Origin of the sequence: Paenibacillus sp. GCM10027628, assembly GCF_042676385.1 — a bacterium.
Taxonomy (GTDB): domain Bacteria; phylum Bacillota; class Bacilli; order Paenibacillales; family NBRC-103111; genus Paenibacillus_E.
On the sequence record NZ_JBHTHA010000036.1, the window covers coordinates 211,301 to 236,923 of the forward strand.

23 protein-coding genes are annotated in these 25,623 nt (G+C 44.3%); 1 reads left to right on the forward strand and 22 read right to left on the reverse strand.

Going from position 1 to position 25,623, the window contains the following annotated elements; genetic code table 11:
• Positions 1-183: 183 nt before the first annotated feature.
• From ACFQZT_RS23895 to ACFQZT_RS23925, 7 genes are all read right to left on the reverse strand, one after another.
• Positions 184-957, reverse strand: a complete 774-nt coding sequence (locus tag ACFQZT_RS23895; protein ID WP_379303862.1) for an ABC transporter ATP-binding protein — start codon at positions 955-957, stop codon at positions 184-186.
• Positions 958-981: 24 nt separating this feature from the next.
• Positions 982-1,332, reverse strand: coding sequence for a cyclic-phosphate processing receiver domain-containing protein (locus ACFQZT_RS23900; protein ID WP_379303864.1), 351 nt, complete (start codon positions 1,330-1,332; stop codon positions 982-984).
• Positions 1,329-2,171, reverse strand: coding sequence for a deoxyribonuclease IV (locus ACFQZT_RS23905; protein ID WP_379303866.1), 843 nt, complete (start codon positions 2,169-2,171; stop codon positions 1,329-1,331). Before ACFQZT_RS23905 ends, ACFQZT_RS23900 begins: the two co-directional genes overlap by 4 nt.
• Before the next feature lie 15 nt (positions 2,172-2,186).
• A complete protein-coding gene (mutM, locus tag ACFQZT_RS23910; protein WP_379303868.1) occupies positions 2,187-2,996 on the reverse strand; it encodes a bifunctional DNA-formamidopyrimidine glycosylase/DNA-(apurinic or apyrimidinic site) lyase in 810 nt (269 codons plus the stop codon).
• Positions 2,997-3,089: 93 nt separating this feature from the next.
• Positions 3,090-4,550 carry a ribonuclease H-like domain-containing protein gene (locus ACFQZT_RS23915; RefSeq protein WP_379303870.1) on the reverse strand — a complete coding sequence of 487 codons (1,461 nt, stop codon included), beginning with the start codon at positions 4,548-4,550 and terminating at the stop codon, positions 3,090-3,092.
• Positions 4,547-6,835 carry a DEAD/DEAH box helicase gene (locus ACFQZT_RS23920; protein ID WP_379303872.1) on the reverse strand — a complete coding sequence of 763 codons (2,289 nt, stop codon included), beginning with the start codon at positions 6,833-6,835 and terminating at the stop codon, positions 4,547-4,549. Before ACFQZT_RS23920 ends, ACFQZT_RS23915 begins: the two co-directional genes overlap by 4 nt.
• A 57-nt stretch (positions 6,836-6,892) precedes the next feature.
• Positions 6,893-7,108: a hypothetical protein gene (locus ACFQZT_RS23925; RefSeq protein ID WP_379303874.1), complete on the reverse strand. Its 216-nt coding sequence runs from the start codon at positions 7,106-7,108 to the stop codon at positions 6,893-6,895.
• Positions 7,109-7,266: 158 nt separating this feature from the next.
• On the opposite strand from ACFQZT_RS23925, the gene ACFQZT_RS23930 reads away from it, so the two are divergent.
• A complete protein-coding gene (locus tag ACFQZT_RS23930) occupies positions 7,267-7,866 on the forward strand; it encodes a nitroreductase family protein (protein WP_379303876.1) in 600 nt (199 codons plus the stop codon).
• Positions 7,867-7,955: 89 nt separating this feature from the next.
• Here ACFQZT_RS23930 and ACFQZT_RS23935 read toward each other — a convergent pair whose 3' ends face one another.
• From ACFQZT_RS23935 to ACFQZT_RS24005, 15 genes are all read right to left on the reverse strand, one after another.
• Complete coding sequence (locus ACFQZT_RS23935; RefSeq protein WP_379303878.1) at positions 7,956-8,879, reverse strand: phosphatase PAP2 family protein; 924 nt, start codon at positions 8,877-8,879, stop codon at positions 7,956-7,958.
• Between the two features lie 4 nt (positions 8,880-8,883).
• Positions 8,884-9,609, reverse strand: a complete 726-nt coding sequence (locus tag ACFQZT_RS23940; protein ID WP_379303880.1) for a glycosyltransferase family 2 protein — start codon at positions 9,607-9,609, stop codon at positions 8,884-8,886.
• A gap of 22 nt (positions 9,610-9,631) precedes the next feature.
• Positions 9,632-10,540 carry an XrtA system polysaccharide deacetylase gene (locus ACFQZT_RS23945; RefSeq protein WP_379303882.1) on the reverse strand — a complete coding sequence of 303 codons (909 nt, stop codon included), beginning with the start codon at positions 10,538-10,540 and terminating at the stop codon, positions 9,632-9,634.
• Between the two features lie 39 nt (positions 10,541-10,579).
• Positions 10,580-11,758: a carboxylate--amine ligase gene (locus ACFQZT_RS23950; RefSeq protein WP_379303884.1), complete on the reverse strand. Its 1,179-nt coding sequence runs from the start codon at positions 11,756-11,758 to the stop codon at positions 10,580-10,582.
• 97 nt (positions 11,759-11,855) lie between these two features.
• On the reverse strand, positions 11,856-12,656 hold the full coding sequence (locus ACFQZT_RS23955) for a hypothetical protein (protein WP_379303886.1): 801 nt from the start codon (positions 12,654-12,656) through the stop codon (positions 11,856-11,858).
• On the reverse strand, positions 12,653-14,506 hold the full coding sequence (locus ACFQZT_RS23960) for an HD-GYP domain-containing protein (protein ID WP_379303887.1): 1,854 nt from the start codon (positions 14,504-14,506) through the stop codon (positions 12,653-12,655). Before ACFQZT_RS23960 ends, ACFQZT_RS23955 begins: the two co-directional genes overlap by 4 nt.
• Entirely contained in the window at positions 14,490-14,864 is a 375-nt protein-coding gene (locus tag ACFQZT_RS23965; RefSeq protein WP_379303889.1) for a DUF2304 domain-containing protein, read from the reverse strand. Before ACFQZT_RS23965 ends, ACFQZT_RS23960 begins: the two co-directional genes overlap by 17 nt.
• A 2-nt stretch (positions 14,865-14,866) precedes the next feature.
• Positions 14,867-16,471: a murein biosynthesis integral membrane protein MurJ gene (murJ, locus tag ACFQZT_RS23970; protein ID WP_379303891.1), complete on the reverse strand. Its 1,605-nt coding sequence runs from the start codon at positions 16,469-16,471 to the stop codon at positions 14,867-14,869.
• 12 nt (positions 16,472-16,483) lie between these two features.
• Positions 16,484-18,478: a hypothetical protein gene (locus tag ACFQZT_RS23975; protein ID WP_379303893.1), complete on the reverse strand. Its 1,995-nt coding sequence runs from the start codon at positions 18,476-18,478 to the stop codon at positions 16,484-16,486.
• A gap of 30 nt (positions 18,479-18,508) precedes the next feature.
• A complete protein-coding gene (gene pelG, locus ACFQZT_RS23980; RefSeq protein ID WP_379303895.1) occupies positions 18,509-20,122 on the reverse strand; it encodes an exopolysaccharide Pel transporter PelG in 1,614 nt (537 codons plus the stop codon).
• Positions 20,123-20,124: 2 nt separating this feature from the next.
• Positions 20,125-21,102: a hypothetical protein gene (locus ACFQZT_RS23985; RefSeq protein WP_379303897.1), complete on the reverse strand. Its 978-nt coding sequence runs from the start codon at positions 21,100-21,102 to the stop codon at positions 20,125-20,127.
• A gap of 16 nt (positions 21,103-21,118) precedes the next feature.
• Positions 21,119-21,430, reverse strand: coding sequence for a hypothetical protein (locus ACFQZT_RS23990; RefSeq protein ID WP_379303899.1), 312 nt, complete (start codon positions 21,428-21,430; stop codon positions 21,119-21,121).
• 27 nt (positions 21,431-21,457) lie between these two features.
• Entirely contained in the window at positions 21,458-23,272 is a 1,815-nt protein-coding gene (gene pelF / locus ACFQZT_RS23995) for a GT4 family glycosyltransferase PelF (RefSeq protein ID WP_379303901.1), read from the reverse strand.
• Between the two features lie 131 nt (positions 23,273-23,403).
• Positions 23,404-24,309: an NAD-dependent epimerase/dehydratase family protein gene (locus tag ACFQZT_RS24000; RefSeq protein WP_379303903.1), complete on the reverse strand. Its 906-nt coding sequence runs from the start codon at positions 24,307-24,309 to the stop codon at positions 23,404-23,406.
• Positions 24,310-24,626: 317 nt separating this feature from the next.
• On the reverse strand, positions 24,627-25,619 hold the full coding sequence (locus ACFQZT_RS24005) for a metal-dependent hydrolase (protein WP_379303905.1): 993 nt from the start codon (positions 25,617-25,619) through the stop codon (positions 24,627-24,629).
• Positions 25,620-25,623: the final 4 nt, after the last annotated feature.

A 25,623-nucleotide genomic window follows, 5' to 3' on the forward strand; every position in this document is an offset into this window, starting at 1 on the left:
TAAAAAGTCCGCTTTGATAACGAGGCTTTACAGAAAGCGGTGTCAACATCGAATCTTGAACGAATCCGAGAAGTCCGGTACTCTCGTAGCAAATCTCTACGCTCCGTTCCTCCTTCTCCGGATATCGTCCAACCTTCTCGGTTCTGAAAGCGGACTTTTTAAGCTCTTAATTTATGTAGTCTACTATCTGGGTTCAATAACTTTGATCCAAGGTCGATCTTGGAACCATTCCAATGTGATATTCACCCCAAAAGCTCGATGCACATTCTCTGGCGTCAATACCTCTTCCTTACGCCCTGCGGCAATTAACTTACCTTCTTCGATGAGTGCGACGTGCGTAAATAAGGGAATGATTTCCTCAATATGGTGAGTCACGTATACGACCATAATGTCTTGTTGACTAAGATCATTAATATCAGTCAGCAGCCGTTCTCTCTCGTACAAGTCCAAACCTGCAGCGGGCTCATCCATAATGAGAATCGAAGGCTTCATCATGAGCGAGCGGGCGAGCATGACCTTCTTACGTTCCCCTTGTGAAAGAGTGCCAAGCGGTTGATCGGCCAGATGAGGAATACGTACCCGCTTCAACATTTGAAGCGCACGTTCTTTGACTTCTTGCGGTATTTCCTGATAAAAACGCAGGAAGGCATACTCCCCGGTCGCAACCACTTCCCATACGGGATCGGTGAGATTAAGCTTTTCGAACAGCGATTGGGAGATATACCCGATCTTCTTCCGTACTTCTCTTACATCACACTGACCATAGCGGTTACCCAGTACTTCTACCGTGCCTCGGCTAGGGAATTCGTAGCCATTCATCATTTCCAGTAATGTAGTCTTCCCAGAGCCGTTACGCCCTAACAAAACCCAGTGCTCGCCTGGGTTCATTTGCAGATTCACATCCTGTAGAATATGCCGTTCTTGACGAATAAAATGAATGCCGGATAATTGGATCATAATTGAATCGATTCCTTTCGTTTCCTAACCGCTATTATACGTTCCCTGGGCAATTTGCCATAGCATATCATCCGGAATACGGCTTGGATATAGCTTCATTGTATCAGGCTTTGCGGAGTAGAGCATTTGGTACATATTTGAGCAAGCTGATGTGCTTGAAGTATGAATATAGATGCTTTGGGGGTAAACTCGCTTTTGAATCATCCATAGCACAACATCCATACCCGTTTGCTGCGTTCCCCAGCCGAGATCATGATCTAATGACAGAATATCTACTTCACACGTATCCAAAAGCATGATGCACTCTTCCGCGTTTCTAGCTAGAGTAAAGCCTTGCGGACAAGGGCGCAGATCATCTAAATAAACGTGAATCATCGCGGATCTTCCTTTCCTGCCAATGATTTTACATGCAAAATTTCATCCCGGTGGGTCCCATCGCCGGCTGTTTGCGTTTCTAAAACGATGGGAATATGTTGCAGTTGTCTGGAAGATAACAATTGCCGCATGGGGGCGTCTCCTATGTAACCAGCTCCAATGTTCGCATGCCGATCTCTCCGGGAACCATAAGGATGGACGGAGTCGTTGAGATGGATCGCTTTCAAGTACGGGAGGTAATCCAATCTTCCCGCCCTTGCCTCCAGTTCCTTCCAGCCATCACCGCTCCACATTCCACTTGCAAAGGCATGGCACGTATCCAAACAAAAACCTATTTTTCCCGGTTGTTCGCAAAGTTTCCGTACCTGTGCCATCTCTTCCAAAGTCAGCCCAAGTTGAGCGCCTTCCCCGGCTTGATTTTCAAGCAAAATCAGAGATGTACCGTTATATGCACGCGTAGCGCTATTCAAACATTGTATTATATTTTTGTAGCCTTGTAACGGGTCTTTTCCTACATATTTGCCAAAATGCACCACAAGACCTACAGAACCGCAAGCATCGGTAATTTCCAAACCGTTAATTAAGAGCCTCACCATAATCTCTCTATCTACGTCTTCAACTGCAGGATTCAACGGATAAGGGGCATGGCCTATGGATAATATTCCATGATCCCGGCAAAATTGCGCGCATGCTTCGGCATCACGAAGATTAAAAACCTTGGTAGAAAGACTTCTCGGGTTCATCGGAAAATACTGAAAAGCATTCGCTCCAATGGATAATGCAGTCTTGGCAGCTCCAATATATCCACATCGCGTACTAACGTGAGAGCCAATAAACATGCATGCCTAGCCCCCTTAAACCTGACAATTCGCACAGTAAAAGCATTTGCGACTTGAGACCTCATTCTTGATAAGCGGATGCCCGCATCGCACACAAGGCTCCCCTTCCCGGTCATAAACCCGGCATCTCTCATCAAATCCCCCGGTTAATCGATCACCGATAAACAGTGGAGATTCCATATAGCCGCCGAAGCTAATCGCTTCGAGCAAAACGGTCCGCATGGCTTGGTACAGACGATTCAGCTCCTCAAAGTTGAGGGAAGGAACTTTGCGAGTCGGTAAGAGCCCGGCGTAAAAACAAATCTCATCCGAGTAGCAGTTTCCTATGCCCGATAAGACGGCCTGATCCACCAATGTTACTTTGAGATTGCTTTTCTTTCCTTTGAGGGCTTGTTGAAAATGTTCAAAAGTGAAGCCGGAATCGAGAGGCTCCGGACCTAGCTTACTTAAGTGAGCCTCCAGGTCAGAAAGAGCATGCAAATGCAAATAACCTAGTCGCAAACCGATAAAATAAAGAGTTTTTGAGTCGAAATGAATCTCGACCTGCGTCGTCCGGTCCGGTTTCTCCTCTTCTGTACCGTAAAACATCCAACCGCCAAGCATGAGATGAAGAAGCAACACGTCTCCGGTAGCTAACAGAAATAGCAAATGCTTCGCTCTACGATCGATCCGTACGATACGGTTTCCTGTCAGCGCTTGAACAAAACGCTCAGGTTCCACATTCAATGACTTTGGCCGTGAAACTTCGGCACCTGTAATAGTTCCCCCTTGGATCAGAGGGGTCAATTGCTGACGGTACGTTTCCATTTCCGGAAGCTCAGGCATGCTGCTTACTCCTTGCCGTTTTCTTCCTTGTATGTCCAAATTATTGGGCTTGTAAACTTGTTCGTCGGTGCGGAAAAAAGAACCGGTTCAAAGTTAAATCAAACCTTCGCTGACATATACCGGCTTCAAACGGCGCGGTTTCGCTGCTTTGGATTGCGATCTGTTGGCAAGTTTAATTGGAGACTCTGGGCGCTCCATCTTTTGCAGCTTTTCTTTCAACCGCCGAATACGCTTTTCCAATGCCTCTTCGGCTTCCATATGCTTACTGTCGCTACGCTGCAGGGAACGCCTGCGCCATAGCTTAGCCCATGCTTCTTCGGCAAAAAAGAGCGCTTGTCGCACATTTTTCTCACGGTGTTCATAGTACATCGCCAATTCAACGTATGGCTCCAATTGGAGGGCGATGCTAGCATGTTTGGCTTCGACCCATCGCTTCCACAGCTCGACGGCTCGCGGGTAAACGCCTTTTTTCTTATATAAGGAAGCCAGAAGCAAAAGGGCTGATTCTTGATCGGAATGGGTAAAAGACGCTGGAGATTGGGATGTTCGCATAAGTCTTGCATACAGCTTATCAAGAACAAGGTCCGCTAATACCGATCTCCCCATCTTATCCAGCCATAGCCCTGTTCGATAGTGTTCATCAAGGTCAATTGATCCTAATTCTAAATTCATATCTACATCTGATTCTATATCTAAATCTACATCTGAACCTAAATCTGAACCCAAATCTAAGTCTGTTTCGTCTTTTATCCAGGCCGAACCGCCCAGCAGCTTGCCAAAATGTATCGATAACGCTGCCAAAGTTACAATATCGTGTTCATTATGAACGAACACTCCCTGAAGTACAGATGGATCTTTTTCAGCCAAGTATTGAAAATAAAGCGCCGGCGCCATGGAACCGGGAACATCATCGATACGTTCGAATCCGAGCCGGCTTTCCTCGACTTTGCTGAGCCGGCATGACGGCAAAGCGTTTCGCCACAAGCTGCGTGACGGGTATAGAAGATCAAGCTGCAGTAGATCAGAATCGTCCAGTTGGAGTCGATTGAGTACATAGCGGTTCTTCAAAATCGGCCAATCAAACGTACGGCCGTTATACGAAACAAGATGTGTAAAGCGGCTAAGCAGCTCCTGCAGATAAACAAGCATCGCATACTCTTCTGCAGGGTTGCGGATCAAGAGCTGTTCCACGATGAACAGCTCTCCGCTGTAATAGCCGATGCCGACGAGAAACGGCACGTTGCCTGCCCCGACGCCAAGTCCGGTCGTCTCCGTATCGAAGAAGAGCAGCTCTTCGATACGGACCACGGCGCCGGCGTCGTGAAAACAGGACAGCTGCTGCACATGTTCGGCGAGCTCGCTCAGCCGATACTTGCCGTGCGCGCTGTCCGCGCCGTATGTCCGGCGCCGCATCACGAACGAGCCCTCAGGGCTCGTTTCGACATGGGCGCCGAGCTGCGCCCACTCGACGCCCGCCATAGGCTGGGGCGGCGGAGCCGCAGGTGCCGCCTCGGGCCCCCGGAGGCGGCTGAGTCGCTCGCGGAGCCCGCTCATCGGGCACCTCCTTCGAGCTGCGACAGCAGCTCCAGGGCGAGCTGCTTGCCGAGCAAGCCGACCTCTTCGATCGGCCCGACGCAGGCCGGGCAGCCGCTCAGGCAGCCGCAGACGGTGATCAGGCTGCGCGCTTGATCCATAAGCTGGCCGTGGACTTCGTACAGCCTCTCGCTCAGACCTACGCCGCCCGGATAGCGGTCGTAGAAAAACACGGTCGGCAGCTTGTTATGCACGGCGCGAACCTGCGGCACGACCCGAATATCCATCGGGTCGCACATCAAATAAAGCGGCGCAATATGCGCCAGCACATTTGCGATGCCGAGCAGCGCATGCTGCATATCGTTGGCACTTCGGCCTGCCGACATCGATTCATCGAACGTAAACCAGTACGAGCTCGTATGCAATTCTTCTTCCGGTAATCTGATAGGTCCAGAACCTATGTTCTCGTGTGTTTTCAGACGAATTTTTTTGAAAATCGTCGGTTGCGCATTGACGGTGACTTCGCCTAGTTGGCGGAGCAATCCTCCGGAGCTTCCTTCTCGATTCACATGCAGCACCTTTAACTGAACCGCTAGACTAGCGTCTGTGAAGTAATCTACGTTCACTTGACGTACGTACGCCTTCTTTTCCTCATAGTCCAACTTCTCCACCTGGAATTGGATACCTTCATGGATATAAATCGCTTCTTCATGAATGAGTGTCGGAGCGCTGAAGCGATCGCATTCTCCGATTACGCGATGGCCATTCGTCATATCAATGATTATAAAGTTCTCCTGTGCTGCCGAGCGCAATGAGATGTTATGAGCTGGAAAGGATTGCTCCATCCAATACCAGCGGTCCTTCACCTGGTGAAGGACCTGCTCCTCAGTCAAAAACTCCAAAATATCCGTAAGCTTCTCTTCTCCGAAACTCTCATTCGCTTCAAATGGAAGCTCATAGGCTGCACATTTCACATGATCCACAAGGATAATCAAGTTGTCGGGATGAATGAGCGCCTGCTCAGGCGGGCGCTCGAAAAAATACCGCGGATTCTGGATCAAATATTGATCCAGCGGATTGCTGCTCGCGACGAGAATCGTCAGCGAGGTCTCCTGCCGCCGTCCGGCACGCCCGGACTGCTGCCAAGTACTGGCTATCGTGCCTGGATAGCCGTTGAGCACGCACGCTTGCAGCTGGCCAATGTCGATGCCCAGCTCCAGCGCGTTCGTGCTGACGACGCCGCGGATCTCTCCGCTGCGCAAGCCTCTCTCGATCTCCCGTCGCAGCTTCGGGAGATAGCCGCCGCGATAGCCGCGGATCGATTTGCTGCCCAGCTCATGCGCGATGAGCTCTTGCAGATAGGTCAGCAAAATCTCCACGCGCACGCGGCTCCGTGCAAAAACAATCGTCTGGATCCCGCTTCGCAGCAGGGTTCCCGCCAATTTGCGCGTCTCCAACACCGAGCTTTTGCGAATGCCTAGCTGCTGGTTCACGACCGGCGGGTTATAGAAGACGAAATGCTTTTCGCCGGCCGGAGCTCCGTTATTATCGATAAGTGTTACACTTTCTCCAATTAGCCGTTCGGCATGCTCCTTCGGGTTGTCAATCGTCGCCGAAGCGCAAATAAACTGCGGATTCGAGCCGTAGAATCGACAAATTCGCTTTAGTCTGCGAATCACATTTGCCACATGGCTGCCAAAAACGCCGCGATACGAATGAACTTCATCGATCACGATGTAGTTTAAATTCTCGAACAGTTTTACCCACTTAGTATGATGCGGCAGTATTGCAGAATGAAGCATGTCAGGGTTCGTTACAACGATGTGCCCTGCATTCCTAATCGCTTGCCGTACCGTAGGCGGCGTATCGCCATCATAGGTATGCGTCTTAATGTCGACTTCCATGAAATCGACCATCTCCTGCAGTTCCGCCACTTGATCCTGCGCGAGAGCTTTGGTCGGAAATAAATACAATGCCCGCGAAGCGTCATTTTCAAGAATTTTTTGCAGCACAGGCAGGTTATAACATAGCGTTTTTCCCGATGCCGTGGGTGTTACCGTGACCACATGATTGCCGTTAGTCACCTCTCGAAACGAGTCTGCTTGGTGCGTAAATAAACGATGAATATGTTTATGCCCAAGCGCAGCACGAATACCCTCGTGCAATCCCGCTGGAAATTCAGCCAGCTTCGGATCGCGCGGGGGTATTGTATGCCAATATGTAACCTGAGACATGATCTCAGGGGATTTACGAATCCAGTCTATCATTTCTGCGATGGAAGAAACCTTGCCTGTTAAAGGATTCATGAGTCGAATCTCCTTACACCTAGTTTCTTCTATTTTACAGAATATACGTTCGTGTGTCTACATGAGTTCAGATGAATCATCATAATCGTACCTGATCTCATCGTGCTCTGCATGGGTCACCCGCGCATGTCTACTTAAAGCTTGCTCAGCACTTTCCTGCAGCTTCAATAGAACTTCCTGATAATCCCGGATCCGGTGTTTTTCATGCTCATATTTCATCGCCGTTCTCAATGCTCGCTCTATAATCGTAACGTCTTGACTTGTAAAATTCACCGTCGATTCGCACCTCTTCTCGGCACATCATATCCTCACAACTAGTTTTACCTAATTAATGGGCAAACATACAACTCTTGCAAATTAGTCGAGATTCGTATTCAATGGTAAAATCAGCTAAAATAAATAAGAGTTGAACAATAAAAGGAGGAATCCAGATGAACCATTCCTTACCCGCAGAAGTTGAAAACCGTCGCCAACCTGACCACGAGATTAACCCCCAATTTTTAACGCGCTGGTCCCCGCGTTCCTTCAAGGACCAGGAAGTACCGGAGGACGTTTTGTTAAGCCTCTTTGAAGCGGCACGCTGGGCTCCGTCAGGCGGAAATTTGCAGCCATGGCGCTACATTGTTGCACGTACGGCTGAAGAACGGGCCAAATTTCACACCTTTATCGCTGCTGGAAATCGTGAATGGTGCGAACAAGCCCCTGTACTTGCAGTTGTGATCTCTAACACACAAACTGCGAATGGAAATCCGAACTCCTCGCACGCATTTGATGCGGGAACCTCCTGGGGTTATCTCGCATTAGAGGCGGCCAACCAAGGCTTAATCACACACGCAATGGGTGGTTTTGACAAAGAGGCTGCCCGGACAACACTTCAAATACCGGCTGACTACGACATTCACGCGGTCATAGCCATCGGCTTCCGCGGTCCGGTCGAAGCTTTGGCGGAGAAGTTTCAGGAACGTGAGGTGCCTTCTATTCGGAAACCGTTAAGTGAGTTCGTGTTTTCAGGTGAGTTCAGACAAAGTTAATCAAAATTGTGAGCCAACCCTGCTTACATTCAATTAAAGCCGCCTTAAATTCTTCGATTCCGAAGATAAAGGCGGCTTTCTTTTGAAATCTAAGACGGTCTAGACAATCCGCCTCGTTCTCGCTCCCAAATCGCTAAAAGTTTAGGACAAATCCAAGCAATGAATAAGGAAAGGATCACACCTGCAATCACATCTACTCCATAATGAATCCGTAAGTAAATGGTTGCCGCAATGATGGATATCATAACAGGGACATACAGCCACACCCATCTTCTAGCATATTTCTTGACAACGATTAACATGATGATGGATATACCTGTATGCAGACTCGGAAATGCGTCCGCAGCCGGCACAAATACTTTTCTATCTAGCATCATAGCTGTTAATCCGCCAAGCTTGCTTGAATAGGTGAACGTAAAGATAGGGCCGATAGCAGGCACTACTATATAAATAAGATAACCGACATAGAAGGTTGTTAATGCTGCCGTCGTGTATTCTAGCAAGGCTTTACGGCCATAGAGCCACATAAGAAAAATGGTACCGTATGTAAAAGCAAACCAAGAAAGGTAGGCTGCACTTAAAGTGAGAGTCAGTGGGGTGTTATTGATAAGTTCCAACCATTCTGCGGGTTGTTTACTAAAAAAAAGGACTTTATCCCAGTCCTGTAATAACGAATCCTGCAGAGGCAATCCACGCGCTGAAATATAATGGATGACTGCTTCGAAGGATACCAGCATGACCAAAAAGGAAGCCATCACACGGCATAACAGCCTTGCCTGAATTGCAAAAGAACCCTTTTTCACACATATCGCCGCGACAAAAAACACGATCATCAAAAAAGTTATGCTCAGTGTAATGGGTCCAGCCGTCCAAGCAATATGAATGATCTCATCTATTAAACTCTCGTCTTCCAGTCCAACCCCATATATCATTGACAAAATTACCAGCATTGCAATGCTGATTATTTCATGAACTTCCAGGTTGATAATATGCCGCTTTAGCTGCCTCCACATTTTCCTAACTGCCTTCCTCTCCATACTCATGCATCTGGATAACCCGGCTTAATCTAGCTATCATGATGGATAGAGTCACTTTCAACATATAATACACACTCTTGTAAGTGTAAATGGACGAACTGCCGCCTTCTCGCGCTTTCATCACGACAGGTACTTCTTTAATTTTCAACCCTAAACGATGGGCAATCACTATAGATTCAGGTTCTGGATAATCATTGGGATAATGTTTGGCAAAATATTGTATCGCTCGTCTGCCGAAAGCCCTGAAGCCGGAAGTAGGATCCGTGATCTGAATGCCGCTGATCATGCGGATCAGATGTTGAATATACAATATTCCCACTCTTCTGGTGCGTGTAGATTGAAACCCTTCGTATTCAATGAAACGGGATCCAATTACAAAATCGTATCCCTCTTGCGTAATCGGAGCTATTACCTTGCTAATAAAGTTAGCGTCATGCTGCCCATCCCCATCGATTTGGATCGCGATATCGTAATTGTGCTGCTCTGCATACATATATCCTGTCTGCACGGCCCCTCCAATGCCAAGATTACAGGCAAGGTCAACGATTTTAATGTTCTTCTGCGTCCTTGCGAGTAGCAAGGTTTGATCGATCGATCGGTCATTAATAACGAGAATATCATAGTTACCGGCGCTTTTAATGTTATTAATCGTTTTTATAATATTCTCTTCTTCATTAAATGCAGGAACAATAATGAGAATCCTCATAGTTCGTCCCCCCCCTGTCCAGTTATCCGCTAATTGATTGGCCGCCTATGCCAGTTGGAGTATAAGCAGCATTTGGATTTAAACTCCATCTGACTTCAAAATGATGTTTAGAATGAAATAAATATTGCTCAACCGTGGTGAAGCGAAATTCTTTTAAAAGCTTCTCCAGCTTTCTCTCACAACTACCGACTTGATAGTAATGGATAAAATAGTCTCTCTTGGACAATGCCTCTAATCTCGGCTGATCTGGATCAATCTCTCTTGGATGTAAATAAAAAATGACAGGAAGACCGGATTTATTCAATGTACGAAACATACGACGAATCAATAAGTACGGAAGAAACCGAAAGTAAAACCCTCCCGAAAATGGGATATTCTTTCTCCCAAGCTGTAGAGTTGATGTAGGAAATTCCAGCATGCTGCCCTCATGAAAATTCATTTGAAACGGCACTCTCGGCGCGTCAGGAATCCCGTAAAGAAACGTCTTAACGGGAAAGATGCTGGCATCATACTCTATCCCATTACGTTTTAAGACCGAGAACACCCATGGTGTTTCATGTTTTATTGACCAAGACGGCGCTCGATATCCCTTGGGTTTATGTCCGATCGCAGACTCGATACAGGCAATCGACTTCTGCAAATCTTCTTCAAATTCACGTTCTGTTTGCTTGTAAATCAACTGATGTCCATATCCATGAGAAGCAATCTCGTGCCCTTTTTGATGGATAAGACGAATGAGTTCGGGATATTTTTCAGCTATCACGCCAAGTGTAAAAAAGGTTGCTTTTGCATGATGTCGTTCGAACAGTTCCAACAGCTTATTCGTATTACCAATGACTCTCTCTTCATAATCCCGTCCAGATTCAAACAAGTTATCTTCATAATTCGCATGGTACCATTCCTCCAGGTCGATGGTAAGAACATTCTCCACAATTATCGCCTCCTTCAAGTCTAGCTGAATCATTCCTCCTCAACGTCGGATTAAAAAATTCCAGGTTGTTCTGGGATTCATACAATAACGAAGAGCCGAGAGGACAAAGCCCGCTGTAGGCCACGGATCTTTCTTTGAGATGATATCGTCCGGCAATTGACTTGACCAAAAAGGCGGATCCATTTTTTTCCGTTCAGGGTTAGTCAAATAGTGCAGGATGTCCCCTGGTAACAAGGCACGCCCTTTCTGCCCCAACACATAGGAGTCAACAGGTTCCATATCCACCCCGTTCATCCACTGAAATGTAATCCAGGGAAAATCGACGCCGCTGCAAATCGCCAGATGAACGGAACTCCAGAACCGAGGATTAATCTCCATGAACTGGGGTTTTCCGTTACGGGGATCAATCATGAATTCAACATCTGCGACTCCAACCCAGGAAAGCTCGTTCATTAAAGCAAGGGAGTAGGCAAGAAGCTCCGGGTATTCAACGCTTTCACGAACTGTACTTGGACCACGGTCTGCAGGGAAATTCCTAACTTCCCGTTGCACAAATGAGGCTTTTAATTGATGCTTGTCGTCATAACAAACACATACGTCGAATTTGGGCCCAAGCGGGATAAATTCCTGGATGAGCGGATTCGGAAATTGCTGATGAATGGCTTGATACTGCTCAATGAGTTCGGTCTCATTGTTTACAAAACGAATACCTCTAGAACCGGAACTTTTTCTAGGTTTAATCGCAAGCGGAAACTGTAATGTACGAACAATTTCCAGTAATTGATCTTTATCGACCTTCTTTGTTGAAAAAAAAGGTTCAACGGTCTCAGGGCAAGGCACTCCTACTTTCTTAGCCAGCTGAGCCGATCGCCCTTTATCGCCCGCTATGAAGTATCCATTCGTTGGAGGCAGCGTAAACAAGCACAGCGGCTCTAGAACCTGGCGATAATGAATCACCGTTTCCATAGTGTCATCATCCATCACAAAAACAATCTTCACTTGCTCCCGCTGGATCGTACGGATAAGCCATTCAATAAATTGCTCCTGCTTTGTTACAGGGTCAGGATACACCAATGCAGCGGAGCAAAATTTCGAGAAACCGCTAGTATGCCAAGCATGCTTGTCAGCAGCAATAACCCGCACGCCTCTAGAACCTAACGAACGCGTTACCGCCAGTGTTTTGCTTGTAATACCGTTAGTACATAACACTGTGCTCACCAAGCCACCTCCATCGCCTTCATATCGTTTGTCAATATCCGATGATAACCATCAAATTTCGACTTTCACGCTACAAAAAAAATTGTTTATATACACTTTATAGGAAGATCGGCTCATTTACACCACTTACATATTGGGAAGGCGCTTCATAGATCAAAAAACCATTCTTTTTCGCCTCTTGTCTGGCCAAATCTCGATTTACACCATCCTGTGAGGACTCCTTTTCGAGCAGCAGCAAAATTTTGATGCTTCGCTCATTAGCAATTTGAACTAATCGGGATACGGTAAGATACGTCCATTCCTTGGCTTCAGAATCATTAAAACGGGGATTTTCCCAGCAAATACCGTCAATCCATTCAGCCGTACGCATACACAGTTGATTCAATCCGTTATTCTGCACGATGACGCTATTCGGATGAATAGAACGGATTGCTTTGACTAGTTCGACTGCCTCTTCAAGCTGTTTACCTCGTTGAAAGTGCGGAATCTCCGACATCTCTACATTTCCGATAGTGTCCAAGAATAGCCCTTGGTAATTGCTTATTTTTAATAATCGGCCAATCCGGTGAAATAATAGTCCCTGCCATCTTCTTGAGCTTAAATCCAACAAATACGTGCCAAATGCTTCGTTTTTGATCTTTATACCATTCTCGTTTTTAAGAAAGTCATCCTCGCTTAAATATCGATAATCGGGGTCATAATCAGCAATTTCCATCATGCTCAAGTAAGCCAAAATAACGTTATTTGCAGCCTGCATGACCATTAAATCAGACTCCGTTTGACCACCAGGCTCCAAGATAGCCACATCAAATCTGCACAACGAATCTACTTCGCCATAACCGTAATAAAGTCCATAATTCAGGGCATTTTTGAATTTCTCTCTAGCCTGGACATTCATCTAATTACCGCCGATCTTGTCATAAATTCTGTACGAACAAAGCAGGAGGCACATGACTTTCCATGTGAACTACAGAGGTTTCCTTCGACCTCCCAGCAATTCTTTCGACTTCCGCTGCTACTGCTCATATATACTGGACAATGCTCACAGATGCTAGAAGGTACGCAACACATCTCCCAACAATTTCCTAGAGATCTGTCATTAAATTGCGGATCTAATCGCTTTCTTTGATACCATTGAACCAGTGCATCGACGACCTGCTTGTCCAATTGAGTTCCTGTTGCGGAAACTAGCATCTGCAAGGCTTTATCAAAAGTAAGCGGATCTCTTTGTTTACGACCATTGATTTTGGCTAAAAACGTCTGAACTACAGCTAAAATACGTGCACCAGTAGGAATTTCCGCCCCACGTAATCCGGCAGGATATCCGGCACCGTCCATTCGTTCATGATGAGACATAATATAAGATGCAACTCTTTTATTCCCGGTGGTTATACTAATGATGGATGCGCCTACTTCGGAATGCAGCTTCATCATTTCATACTCTGCCTCCGTATATTTTCCTTCTTTTTGATAAAGATCGGCAGATAACCCAAGAACGCCAATATTACTTAAATATGCTGCAAGCGCGATATCTCGAATTTCGTCATCCGGAAGACCCAATTCCTTCGCGATGATAATCGAATATCGGCTCATCTGATCTGAATATCCTATTGTGTAGGGATTTAAGTTGTCCATCATGCGAGCGAGCTTTTTAAGAATTTGAATGTACACTTTGGACAAATGTTGAATTGGGGCCTGGGCCTCAACAATCTCTTTTAGATCATAAGCAATCATCGAATAGGAATTTATATCAAGTGAAACACTATTTTGAAACAGAAACACAAGAAGTCCGTGATGGCCAATTTGAGTAATCGCAATTGCTTGTGTTCCCTGAGCTGCAATAATGGATGGGAGTTCATAGAATGCGGCTTCTCCTTGTCCGATTACCACACTCTCTCTACCCTCGACTTGCGACCTGATATATTGATGGAACGATTCATCCCGTGACAATTCCATTCGAACATCCGACGCTAACCCAATTGCAGTTGCAATTTGCCATCGAGTAGGCAGCTTTTCCAGGTAGATAGCACCAAAGGCTCCGATTGCTTTAAGACTAGCTTTTATCATAAGATCTAGTGTACTTCTGGGATCAATGGCTACATCACTAATGTTTTGAAGCGCCTTACCCGAAGCCACAACGACATCAACTTGGTTACGCATATTTTCTGAGAGAATTAACTCCGGTAATACATATTGTATCTGCTTCGCTAATTCATCGATGGCTTTGACCGTCTTACCGCTAACTTTGCGGACAGGTCCAATACGTACAGCCCCTATTCCTCCAAGCGGTACAATAAACAGAGGGACTTCTCCCTCGTCAACCGTTTGAGGCATACTAGGGATCGACACCGTATTCAATGAAATAGGCGGCATATAAGCTTCCTTTTTATAAGCAGCTAATCCGCTATAAGACGGCCTGACCTTGCCAAAATCCGTATCGCTATGCCTAACACCTTTTAAAACGTATTGCTTATTCTTAGCGTCAAAGATATAGAAAGCGTAAACGGGAGCATCAATTAACGTTCCAATCCGCTCCAACAGGTAATCTATGTTCGTTTCAATTCCTCTTGCGGCTTGGACATGTTCCAGAAGGAGATTAGCCCGATCCCCTCGTGCTCTTAGCGACCGTAATCGTCGTATCTGCCAAATACAGACCATCAATGTCGATAGAAACAATATCCCTAGTCCGATCGCTTCAAAAAGAGCGTATCGTTGGACGATATCGTAAATGTTAGATTTTGTTGTCATGTTGATGGTCCTCCTCCTTACCGCCCTCCACTTTCTGTAAAGCTACATGTTGGGCTAGTTGTTTCACTTTTTCGTTCAATACTGAAATTTGGATGGATTGATGAAGTACGATGATTAATAAAATAAGTGCTGAAAATAAGAAAAGCAGTGCTGGCGGATAATCGACACCAATTTTTTTAGCAGTCCAATTTAATAATGATGGAAACGCTGAGATCAATAAGATACCGATGGCTCCTGACAGCCAAAGCAATGTGTTTCTCTCATTAATTTTTTTCTTAGCAAGCAAAAACATGACGATACTGGCAAAACTGCCCCCAACCAGCAAATAAACGATCCTTAACAGATTGATATCCCCCATACTTAGCGCCCCTTCCAGCCGGAAATGCTTATCAATTTGAATTTCCGCAAAGCGGCATAATAGACAACAGCACAAGTTCCGAATGCGCAGGCTAGAAACAAAATACGTACGGCAATACCGCTGCTTGCTGTCAGATGACTCCAAGACAAGGAGAATAGAATAAGCAGTAGAAATGGAATTGTATTGGCAAGCAACAAAGTCTTTATTGGATTAATTGCCGTTCGAATAGCAATGTTCAACTCGCCGGATAAAAGCAGCAAAAACATCAACGCACTTACCGTCGCCCCAATTGCAGCGCCATAGCCCAATCCCGCAGCACCAATAGCGTCCTTTAGCCGATAATCCGCAATAATATTGACTATGGTGGACACAATCGTAACTGCTAGTGGTATCAGCATGCGTCCAGCAGCTATATAATATCGTAAGCATATGGCAGAAATCGATAGTCCAATAATTGAAAGAGCATAACCTTTAACGATCTCGGAAGTGATTTGCACGGAATGCTCATCAAATGCACCGCGCTGAAAAAGGATAGATACGATAGGGATTCTCAAGAAATAAAGAAATAATGTCGTTGGCAAGGTCACTAGTAAAATATCTTTAAAAGAGCTTGCTAGCGTGACTTTCAACTTTTCTTTACGATTCATAAGCAAGTCTTGAGATATCGATGGGAGCACGACTGAATAAATGGCCGATACAAAAACCCAAACAGGTAATTGCGAAAGCCGAAATGCATAATTTAGCCCGGCAATCGTCCCAGTCCCCAAGTTGGCTGCCAAATTTCTTTCTACGAAATAAACAGTTTGGCTGGTGGCTAAAATAAATAAATAGGGTGCGAATATTCTCCACAGTTGACCATGATAGGTACGATCAGCCACAGCTGAGGAGCTAACTTGACGGTCCTTCACTGATCGAAACGGTTTCTTTCGCCATACCTGGGACCATACGGCTCCAGCCATGGCTACAGTACCGAATAGCAGGCTCCAGGAAACCAGATAAACCGTCTGAAGTCGGTTCAGTTCCAATATCATGCAAACAGTCAGAGTCATCACGGTCAATACATGAGAGACAAGCGGCGCTGCCGCTGGTACCGAAAAGTTTCCTGAAACTTGAAGCAATGCGTTTGCAATTGCGAAAACCGGGAACATGACGATCGATGGAAGCAGCACCCGCATTAGCGAAGCAGTTAACTTCCCAAGAGTGGATGTGTCTGATCCGGCAAGCAAAGCTGCTGCCGTATCACTGTAAGCCCATAATATTAGCCAAATGGCTAAGGCAATAAGGCAAAATATGAAAGTCAAATTACGTATTAGCTTTGCGAATTGCACTGGTTGATATGCAGAATATGCCCGGGCGAACACTGGGACACAAGATACACCTAGTGCGTAAGCTATCAGATTATTTCCAACGGTATCAGGAAGGAAAAAAGCTAGTGTCAGACTATCAGCCTCTAGGGAAGTACCGAAGTTGGTCGCGATCAGAACATCTTTTAAAAAGGCTAAAATCGCTACACAGCCGTTCAAAAGCGCAACGATCCCAACTGTTCCGAACAAAAATGCTTTTACCTCCAACCGCACCCCGGCTAACTTCGCCATAATAGTCAACACGCTCCCTCCTTCCTAGCTCCAAATTTTGTTGATAACATCTTTTCTATCTTGGTCCCTATGCAGATGATATACGATAAAATTATCATCCTCGTAGTAGATCGAGAACGAGTTATCATTCGCATGTGCTTCCCGATAGCTTTGTATCCAAGCTTTTAGTTGGGGATATTGTTTCTCGTAATCGTCATAATTGTGTTTTTCGCTTGATGTATCGCTTGTGTCTTGTTTAAATATGTTTTTTTCGTAATAGATGAAAATATCGGGCGCAGTTTTCGTATCATATTTATCTTCTCCGAATTTTGTAAGAGGAGCTTTCTGCGGATCATAAACCCCCAAAAAATAAGGATCGTATTTATCTAAATACATATGATTACCGGAACCGAGTACTAAAGCGTATTCCTGTACCCTAGGCGAAACAATCAAGTATTGTTTATATTCTCTTGAAATATTCATGTACTGCTCAACAGCCGCATCGGCCTCCATTTTATATGGAATGATAGGTTTGACCGGAACATATATAAGGGAGACAACCGTAGCCGCGATACAGAGCCCAAGTTCTATCTTTTTTTTCATTTTCAGCTTGTACAAAACAAGGAATATCGTATGCCAACTCATCCCAATAATAAAGGGAATGCAAAGCACCCATACGTCGAACGATCTTCCGGCAACAACCTCCAGATGTGTAATCGGTCCGCCATAGTAGTAAATGAGAAAAGTTCCGAAGACAAACAAGCTGCTAAACAGATAGGGCAGTCTCGACAAGCGGTTTCCCCTCATAAATATCCCTTGAAGAAGTACGATAGCTCCAGATACCAGGGCTATCTTCTCGACGAAATTCACACTCGGACTAGATATCTCCGGCAATCTGGTTACCAAATATGTACCTGTGCTAGAGTGTACCTCTACATGGAACAATTTCGACATCACATAAGGAATTACCGCTACCAACATGGAGATGACTCCAGCCAGCGCCACATACAAAGCTCTCGAATTGTGCAACCGTTCGTTTAAGAGCAAGTACAGGACGAGCATGATCCCCATCCCTGTACCAAGCCACGTAAAACCAACCAAATGGACTAATCCTACAGTCGATGTGCCGGCCAAAGCTGTCCATAGCGCTTGTTTCTTTCCAGTTCGTAAATAGACGTTGTAAAAATATAGCGCTGGCAGAACAAATACAAACGCAAACTCTTGTGAATTTGTTGCAGCTTGACGGTCATATGCGGATGAAGCAAAAAGCGGACCAAGCAAGCCATAGATGATCGAAGCAGCCATTCCGGCATACGTGTTTTTCGTAAATCTGGATACGACAAAATATAAGCCTGCTTGAATGAGCAATATATTAAATGGGCCCATGTATTTCAGAATGTATATCGCATTGATGTCCGCGAATTTGAATATCGTATCCAATATGATGTAAAATCCGGCGGGATAAAAACCGTCCGGAAACAAGATGCGCATATCTATGAATTTCATGAACTTTAACGTTACGTTGCCGTCTGACATGCCGGGAGCCGGGCTTGTAAAAGCGTCATAAAACCGAATATACCCGGAGATTCCGATAATGATTAAAAAAAGTATGACCGTGATTACACGCGTAACAGATACATTTTTCCCGCCTGTAAATATACGTTTCCTTTGCTCCCCGCTCCATTTCGCTCCGATTTGACGAAGTGAATATAGGCCTTCGAAATAATCGTAGATTCTTACATTCCATTTGTTGCTCGATTGCATCTTTTCTTCAGGAGATTTTTCAGCTATGAATCTGTAAAAGGCAAGTAACAGCATAATCGTAGTAATGGACAGAAACTCAAACAATTTTGTCACGACCAGGATATAGCCGATGACGATAAAGATAGGTACGGTCCTTAAGACATTGCCCATAAAGTTTTCCAAATGATCCAAACTGTCTTTTTTAAAGAGAAGTTTAGGGTATAACACCAAGAGCAGCGAAAATGCAAGCAAAAAATGAAGCATATGATACAACTGGTTCCAAGGTTGCGCATACATGTAGTCGGCACCTCCCTTGCAGCGGTTTCTTTACGACGCAACGTATAAGTAATAATCCAGATTACGTAATACACGTACTACATTTTTAGAAGAAATGACCAAGAATACTAATGACCCCGTAATTAAACCTACCACTGCGAATTCATACCCCCACCATCGGGTGCAAAGAAATCCAACGACAATATTCAATACCATCGCCGGCCAAATCGCTTGAATGGCCAGTTTCGGCTGAGAAAGCGAGAAAAGGATAACTGCATTCATCAGTGCGATAGCAACAAATACATAAGCAACCAAAGCCCATAAGAAAACTGAACGCGTAAGAGGATCCGAAATGAGAATCCTGCCTACATCCGAAGGAAAGCGAGTCGTTACATAATGAGTAATGAGAAAAACAAAAACAGCACTTAATATAGCGATAAGGCTAACTAGGATCATTCTCTTCCAATATTGCTTGACATACAAACGGTTCATGTTCTCTGATTCGTATGCCCAGAACGCTTTTTGGCTCGTCTGGATGTCATTCATTAATTTATTTAAAATCACTTCACTCATACCCATCGGAATGATCAGTACGAGTAAGGCGAAATCAAGTCCAAGTTCATAGTAACCGCGAAATAAAATAAAAAACGGCATATAGTTCTTGTCATGCGTAGACCAAGCAAGAATTCGATCTACATACAGAAAAGTAAAATACAAAGCGCCATATACGAAGTACGGCAAGGTAGAATAGATCGTAACTGACATTTTGGGCAGCTTAGGAGCAATCCCTTTCTCCCCTTTTTGCTCGGCTTTTTTAAAATAGTAAACAACCAAAGCCAGACTGATAACAGAAACTATTAATAAGGAAACCAATTGAGCAACAATAATTTTATCTATACCGAATATTGCTGTAATCACATAAACAATCCCAATGCCGGCCAGCAGTAAACCGGTGAATGTAAGCTCTTTTTTTAAAATATACATCACTGTTACAGATAACCAGATAGCATTCAGAAAAAAATAATATAGTATAGCGATTGTTAACAAATCAAACGGTAACACTTGAATGAACATATTGAATATATACAAAAAAATACAGATGATAATACAAACAACGAAGCCCCAAAAAATAAAATAAAAAGTGACCCGCCGCGCCATATTATAATACCCTTGGATAACATAAAAAAAGCCTCGTCTTGCTATCGCCTGGGTGAAACCGCCCACCGTTATGAAACTGAGAACAGTACCTACACCAATACTTGTTGCTAGCTCAACAGATAAATTTTCATACGACCATAATGAAAAACGCAACGTCAGCATGGAAAGGACAGAAAGTGCCATCGGTAAGGCAAAAATAACTCCGCGTAAAAAATTCCTTGATAACTCGATAATAATTTCAGTAAGCGTATATTGCTGAACCTTGGCAAAAGGGGTGAATAAAATTTTTTGTTGCATCTTCTGCCATAGAATTTGGGCTAGCTCAAAAACATCTTCAACACCAAATCGTTCCGCAACACGCTCATCGTTCAATCCCATTGATTCCAGAATAGCTGCAATTTCATATAAATCCTCGGGTTGAAGATGTTTGTTAAGTACCGCATCCAGCAGTTCGTTCAGTGCTTGTTCTTTATCGTCAACGGATTTTAATGATAACGCCGTTTCCACAACTACTCACCTAATCCTGAAATCGTCATATTAACTATCAATTCGGCTAATTTACCTTCACGTTGTGCGCGGCGAATGACTTCTTCCGTAATAATTGCCTCTTTAGCTATGATGAGTCGTCCCTGCCTGTCCAGAAGATTCTCACCGGCAGTTTTTCCAACAATATAATTTTGCTTGATTTTGCTGATTTCTGAGTTATCGGGTTCCTGAAAATATTCTTCTTCCATCGATGATGGCTTTTCTTCAAAGGCTTGCAGTCCCGCAGCAACCTCAACTTTATAACTCGTCTCTACAGGATCGGGTATAACAGGTTTAGAATCAAAATGCTGTTGCTGAGGGATTCTGGGCATCTCCGTATACAACACGGAGTCACCACCATCTACATGTACAATCCCCTCATCCAAATAATCATCCGCATCCCCCCAAAATCCATTCGATGTACGGTTCACTGATTGCTGAACCGATCTCGGCGAGAGTTTTTTGTCCAATGACTGTCCATAACTTTTGGATGGCATTTCTTGTACATCAACAGTTAAATCAGATTGCGCAGGCTCAAGCGCAGGTACCTCATGTTCCGATTCTTCAATCAAAAGATTGGTTTCATGGGTTTGCCCTTCTTCATCAGCTGGTAATTTATGTTCATCTAACTCTTCAACCTGGCTGCTAGAATCTCTATTTGGTAATGGAACAACCTTCAGTGTTGGTCTGATATGTGGGGCATCAATCAATGGATTTAAATCAGATTCATCTGTTTTTTGAATGGTTTGCTCTAATAAATCCTTCGTTCTCTCTTGACGCTGACGTCTACGAAGTTCGTTGAGCTCCTCACTTAACTGCATATTCTTCCGGCTGGCGCTCGTTACTCGCTCTTTTAACTCTTGCAGTTCTTTCTCCTGGAGATCGTGAAGCTTCTTAAGAAAAAGATCAACGGATTTTTTATGAAGTCCGAACGGCACTGTTTTCCGATATTCTTTTCCCATCCGCTTAACCTCCTCCTTATTTGGCTCTTTTCCGTTCCATCGTTAACGGAATTTCGGGCTGCTCACTCCGGTTCTTTGGCTTTAATTGCTCCTGATGTGTCTTCTGTAGCAGCCCCTCCAGCTCCTTTCCGATTATAGCGTGTTCACCGAGCTCTTGTTTTCTAAAAGCGATTTCCTCGAGCATGCTTTGATTCATTTGATTTAATTCCAAAAGCTCGGCTTCCAAATCACTTTTCGTCTTCTCAAATTGTAATTTCATCGCAGCTACATGCTTTTCTACTTCCTTTGAGCCGTATCCGAATAAAGATCGTCTATGACTAACTCTCATAACTACCCCCATCTTTCTGTTCTTTGCCTAGGCAGGCTTAAGCTGCCCGGCAAATTGAAGAAGAAGTTCGTATTTTTCCATTTCATTAATGGCCTGCTCATGCTCTCCAAGTTCCTTATAGGCGTACGCGATCTCGAGGAGCAATACTGGCGTAGAGGTTGATGCCTCATGCTCGGCAATCGCAGAACGGAATTGAACAATGGCTTCTCTGTAAAACCCGTTTAGCAGCAATGCGTAGCCCCTCTCGATAAATAGTTTTTGCTTTGCACTTTCCTTGAATCTTTCCACAGCGGTATTCGGGATCGGCTTTGCCTTTTCAACAAATTGTTTGGATGAGGCTGCCTCCGCATAAGATCTTGAATCGACCGCATCTTTCGCACCAACAGCAAGCTTGATATAACTTTTTAAATGTAATTCCAATACTCTATCCAGTGTAAAGAAATTAAGTGCACGTTCCTTGCCCTCTTTGCCCATCGCTTCGCGAAGCTCGGGGTTTTGCAGCAGTCTTATTGTGCCTTCGGCCAATCCTTCCACGTCGAAAGGTGTGACTAAAATACCTGTATGGCTCAATGCTTCCTTAATACCGCCAACATCCGTAGCCACGACCGGTTTGGCCGTCATCATCGCTTCTACGACCGAATATGGGAAAGCTTCAGAAATACTGGATAGGACAATCACATCACCACTTTGATAAGCAGCAGCCATATTGCTCGTATGTCCGGCAAAAGTAAACATTTGTTGTAAACCAAGCTGATCTCTAAGCTTCACGCACTCCTCATAATACTCGGGTACGGAAACAGAACCGTAAACAACATACTGAACCTCTGGAACATGGCGACGTACAATGTCCGCAGAACGAATCAGGGACAAAATATCCTTGATGGGATCAATTCGTGCAACGGTTACAACAGTTAGCGGTCCGGTTTTAACGCCAGGAGCTTCCTTAAAGATCCGTTGATCAACCCCATTGTAGATCACTTCAATATTCTCCGGCAGTACATCAAATTTACGCTCCCAGCGGGTATTGTAATGACATACAGGAGATACCTGATCCGCATATGCATAGTTCATGCTGGTTACAGTATGAATCATACGTATTAGGAAAGTATTCAGAAATGAAGAATAATCTCTTTTTGCCAGAGATAAGTATTGTTCTCTTAAATAAACGCCATGTTCCGTTAATAAAAATGGCGTTTTATGTTCAAGTTTAGCGATTACACATGGAATTCCGCAAAAAGCGGCTGCAGACGCATGACTGACATGCGCTTTAGGAACAGGAGTGTTCACAATATTAAAAAATCGATAAATCCATCCCAAGCTTTGAATTAAACAATAGATATCTGGTTGACCAAAGCGATTTTTGGGATCATCGACTGTCTTGCGAATAATGCGTTTAAAGGTATCCCAGGTAAGTTCAGATTTGAAACTTAACTTAAAATCGTACTCTTGAAAATAATGATATAACGACAACAACGTTTGCCCGAATTGAATCGGTTTTTTTTCTAAACTAACGATTTCTTGAATGAGTTCTGTAAAAAGCGGTATAAATTTTTCTTTAATTGCCGTTTCATTCGTTCGTCTCTTAGCCAAAAATGACTGCGAAAATGGAGTCTTTAAGTGTTCACTAGGTTCTTCGGTTCCCCACAAAGGCATTTTAACCAGTTCTGTTTCCCCTGGCAGCTTAAATTTTTGCGTAACAAATGGATCCATAAGAACGCTATAGATAACATAATCGACCGACTTTAATTTATGAATTAGAATATCACACCAAGTACTCACTCCCCCCTGATGAAAGGGGTAAGTCCCTTCCGTGGAGAGCATGACGACTAATTTATCATCCATTGCTTTCACCCATCTGTTTATGTCATTCTTTTTAAAACGATTAATTATTCATATCTTTGAACACAAAGACGGTTCATTCACCTGCACTGGATTCAGAACCGTTGTAATATGATCTTGATTCGATACCATCCCTAGTTTGTTTGGAAAGTTTCCGCTAACCCATCCATCAACGAATAATTCGGCCGCCAGTCAAGACATTTAGCTGCAAGATTATTATCTAATCGGCTATGCTGAATATCTCCTTGTCTGCTAGCTTGATAGACTGGTTCCATGTTTATTTTGGATAGATCACATAGGAGACTGAATAGTTGATTAATACTCGTTTGTGTGTTCGTTCCGATATTAATAGCCAATCTGCTGCCTTTAGTTAAAGCGCATAGATTTGCTTGCACTACATCCTTTACATAAATGAAATCTCTTGTTTGCTCACCATCACCATGTATGAAAGGATTCTTACGAGCTAATAGTTTATCGATAAAGATAGAAATTACCCCGCCCTCCCCTTTCGGGTCTTGTCTAAGTCCATATACATTTGCATATCGTAAAATCGTGTAGTCCAACCCATATAACTGCGAGTAAACTTCTAAGTAATGTTCAAAAGTATGCTTGGAAATGCCATAACAAGACTGTGGTTTGATCGGATGCAACTCAGTTATGCCTAAAAATTCTGGGGCACCATATACGGCAGCTGACGACGCATAAATGATTTTACGCACATTGTATTTTCGGCTTAATTCAAGTACTTGCAAAGAACCGATAATATTAATATTCGAATCTCGGATCGGATCTTGCATGGAAAACTTCACATCGATTTGAGCAGCATGGTGGATCACGACTTCTGGTTGAAACTGTTCAAACACATCCTCTAACTGTTGATCACTAATGTCAACATGATAGAACGCCGCGTGTTCGTTTAAGTTTTCACTTTTACCCGTGCTTAGATTATCAACAACAGCTACCTGGTGTCCTTCTGCGATGAGTTCATCTGTAACGTGTGAGGCGATAAATCCGGCACCGCCGGTAACAAGTATTTTCATTTAGTCCACCAGACCTAGTTCTATTTACCTATATAATATCATTTGAATATTGGGTCCTACAAGATGTAGATCAATAATTTCGATCAGAAATTGCAAAAAGGTTGACTTTATGTTCAATTATACTTGAAATGGCTTTATTTTTCATATGGTAACAGTTGCTTTCTAAGTAACTTATTGTTTGCCAGCCAAAATATCGAATTTTCTCTACTCTCATAATTCGACATGTTAAAAGTATGATCCTCTAATAAACATTAATACTATATCGAATTTTGTCTTTTATGAAAACAAAAAAAGCCCCCGAAGGAGCTAAACAATTTTCACACATAAGGTGGGTCCCACGCCTTCTTATCCCAGCCAAGCGTGTCGCTGATTACGTTCATGTCACGATCCAGCTGCACATTCACGCCGAACGGCAGTTTGTGTTTATGCCAGAATCGTACATCGCGCCATTGTACCTCATAGCCGTCTTGCTTTTCTTTCCAGCACACGTGGATACGCTGGGCGAAGTGCAGGAAAGCGCGGACGCCGTCTGTGGCCAGTGTTGCCTGGACAATAGGGTGCGATTCACTTTCAGTATAATCCGTCCGGCGATATTCCTCCTGGATCTGCACTTGCCCAAAACGAATAACGCCAAGATAAAAGCTGTCATTGCTTTCGAGGACGAACTGCCAATGAAACCAGCTCAGCCCTGGAATCAGATGACAGATACCGTCGCGACCCAGTTCGCTTTTTACCCGGTTAACTAAGTTATAACGCTGCAGTGAACGGATAGCAATATACACAAAGGTTATACCATAAATCCAGGCAAAGATTTCTCCGATCAAGCTTTCACTGCTTCCACGCCAAATTAATAACCACAACAAGGCACCTATCGCATGAATGCCAAACAAGAAAGGTTCATAGAGACAGAGAGTATCGAGGTGGAACCATTTTTTTGAAAAAGGACGAAAACATTGGACACCATACACATTAAATAGGTCAAGGAACACATGAAATACGACAGCACCGAATGTCCAAAGGTAGAGGCTGAACAAATGCTCCCAAACGCCAAAAATCGCGGCGATCGGCATGCTGAGGACGATCGGCCAGAGAAATAAGGCCGGCAATGAGTGCGTGATTCCCCGGTGGATTCGAACGTAGCTGGCATAACTCTTCAAACGTGCAACTGTGTCAAAATCAGGCGCATGCGAACCGATTAATGTCCCGGCAAGTATCGCATGGGCAAGCGCAGGCTCGTGAGCTACAGCGGGTTCCAAACAAGCCAATCCTGCCAGTGTAACGCCAAACAATAAGTGGCTTCCTGTATCCATGGGT

Coding starts and splice junctions, on each gene's coding strand:
- ACFQZT_RS23895 (WP_379303862.1), bottom strand. CDS start 957: ATGATCCAATTATCCGGCATTCATTTTATTCGTCAAGAACGGCATATT.
- ACFQZT_RS23900 (WP_379303864.1), bottom strand. CDS start 1,332: ATGATTCACGTTTATTTAGATGATCTGCGCCCTTGTCCGCAAGGCTTT.
- ACFQZT_RS23905 (WP_379303866.1), bottom strand. CDS start 2,171: ATGTTTATTGGCTCTCACGTTAGTACGCGATGTGGATATATTGGAGCT.
- mutM (WP_379303868.1), bottom strand. CDS start 2,996: ATGCCTGAGCTTCCGGAAATGGAAACGTACCGTCAGCAATTGACCCCT.
- ACFQZT_RS23915 (WP_379303870.1), bottom strand. CDS start 4,550: ATGAGCGGGCTCCGCGAGCGACTCAGCCGCCTCCGGGGGCCCGAGGCG.
- ACFQZT_RS23920 (WP_379303872.1), bottom strand. CDS start 6,835: ATGAATCCTTTAACAGGCAAGGTTTCTTCCATCGCAGAAATGATAGAC.
- ACFQZT_RS23930 (WP_379303876.1), top strand. CDS start 7,267: ATGAACCATTCCTTACCCGCAGAAGTTGAAAACCGTCGCCAACCTGAC.
- ACFQZT_RS23935 (WP_379303878.1), bottom strand. CDS start 8,879: ATGTGGAGGCAGCTAAAGCGGCATATTATCAACCTGGAAGTTCATGAA.
- ACFQZT_RS23940 (WP_379303880.1), bottom strand. CDS start 9,609: ATGAGGATTCTCATTATTGTTCCTGCATTTAATGAAGAAGAGAATATT.
- ACFQZT_RS23955 (WP_379303886.1), bottom strand. CDS start 12,656: ATGAATGTCCAGGCTAGAGAGAAATTCAAAAATGCCCTGAATTATGGA.
- ACFQZT_RS23960 (WP_379303887.1), bottom strand. CDS start 14,506: ATGACAACAAAATCTAACATTTACGATATCGTCCAACGATACGCTCTT.
- ACFQZT_RS23965 (WP_379303889.1), bottom strand. CDS start 14,864: ATGGGGGATATCAATCTGTTAAGGATCGTTTATTTGCTGGTTGGGGGC.
- ACFQZT_RS23975 (WP_379303893.1), bottom strand. CDS start 18,478: ATGTATGCGCAACCTTGGAACCAGTTGTATCATATGCTTCATTTTTTG.
- ACFQZT_RS23985 (WP_379303897.1), bottom strand. CDS start 21,102: ATGGGAAAAGAATATCGGAAAACAGTGCCGTTCGGACTTCATAAAAAA.
- ACFQZT_RS23990 (WP_379303899.1), bottom strand. CDS start 21,430: ATGAGAGTTAGTCATAGACGATCTTTATTCGGATACGGCTCAAAGGAA.
- pelF (WP_379303901.1), bottom strand. CDS start 23,272: ATGGATGATAAATTAGTCGTCATGCTCTCCACGGAAGGGACTTACCCC.
- ACFQZT_RS24000 (WP_379303903.1), bottom strand. CDS start 24,309: ATGAAAATACTTGTTACCGGCGGTGCCGGATTTATCGCCTCACACGTT.
- ACFQZT_RS24005 (WP_379303905.1), bottom strand. CDS start 25,619: ATGGATACAGGAAGCCACTTATTGTTTGGCGTTACACTGGCAGGATTG.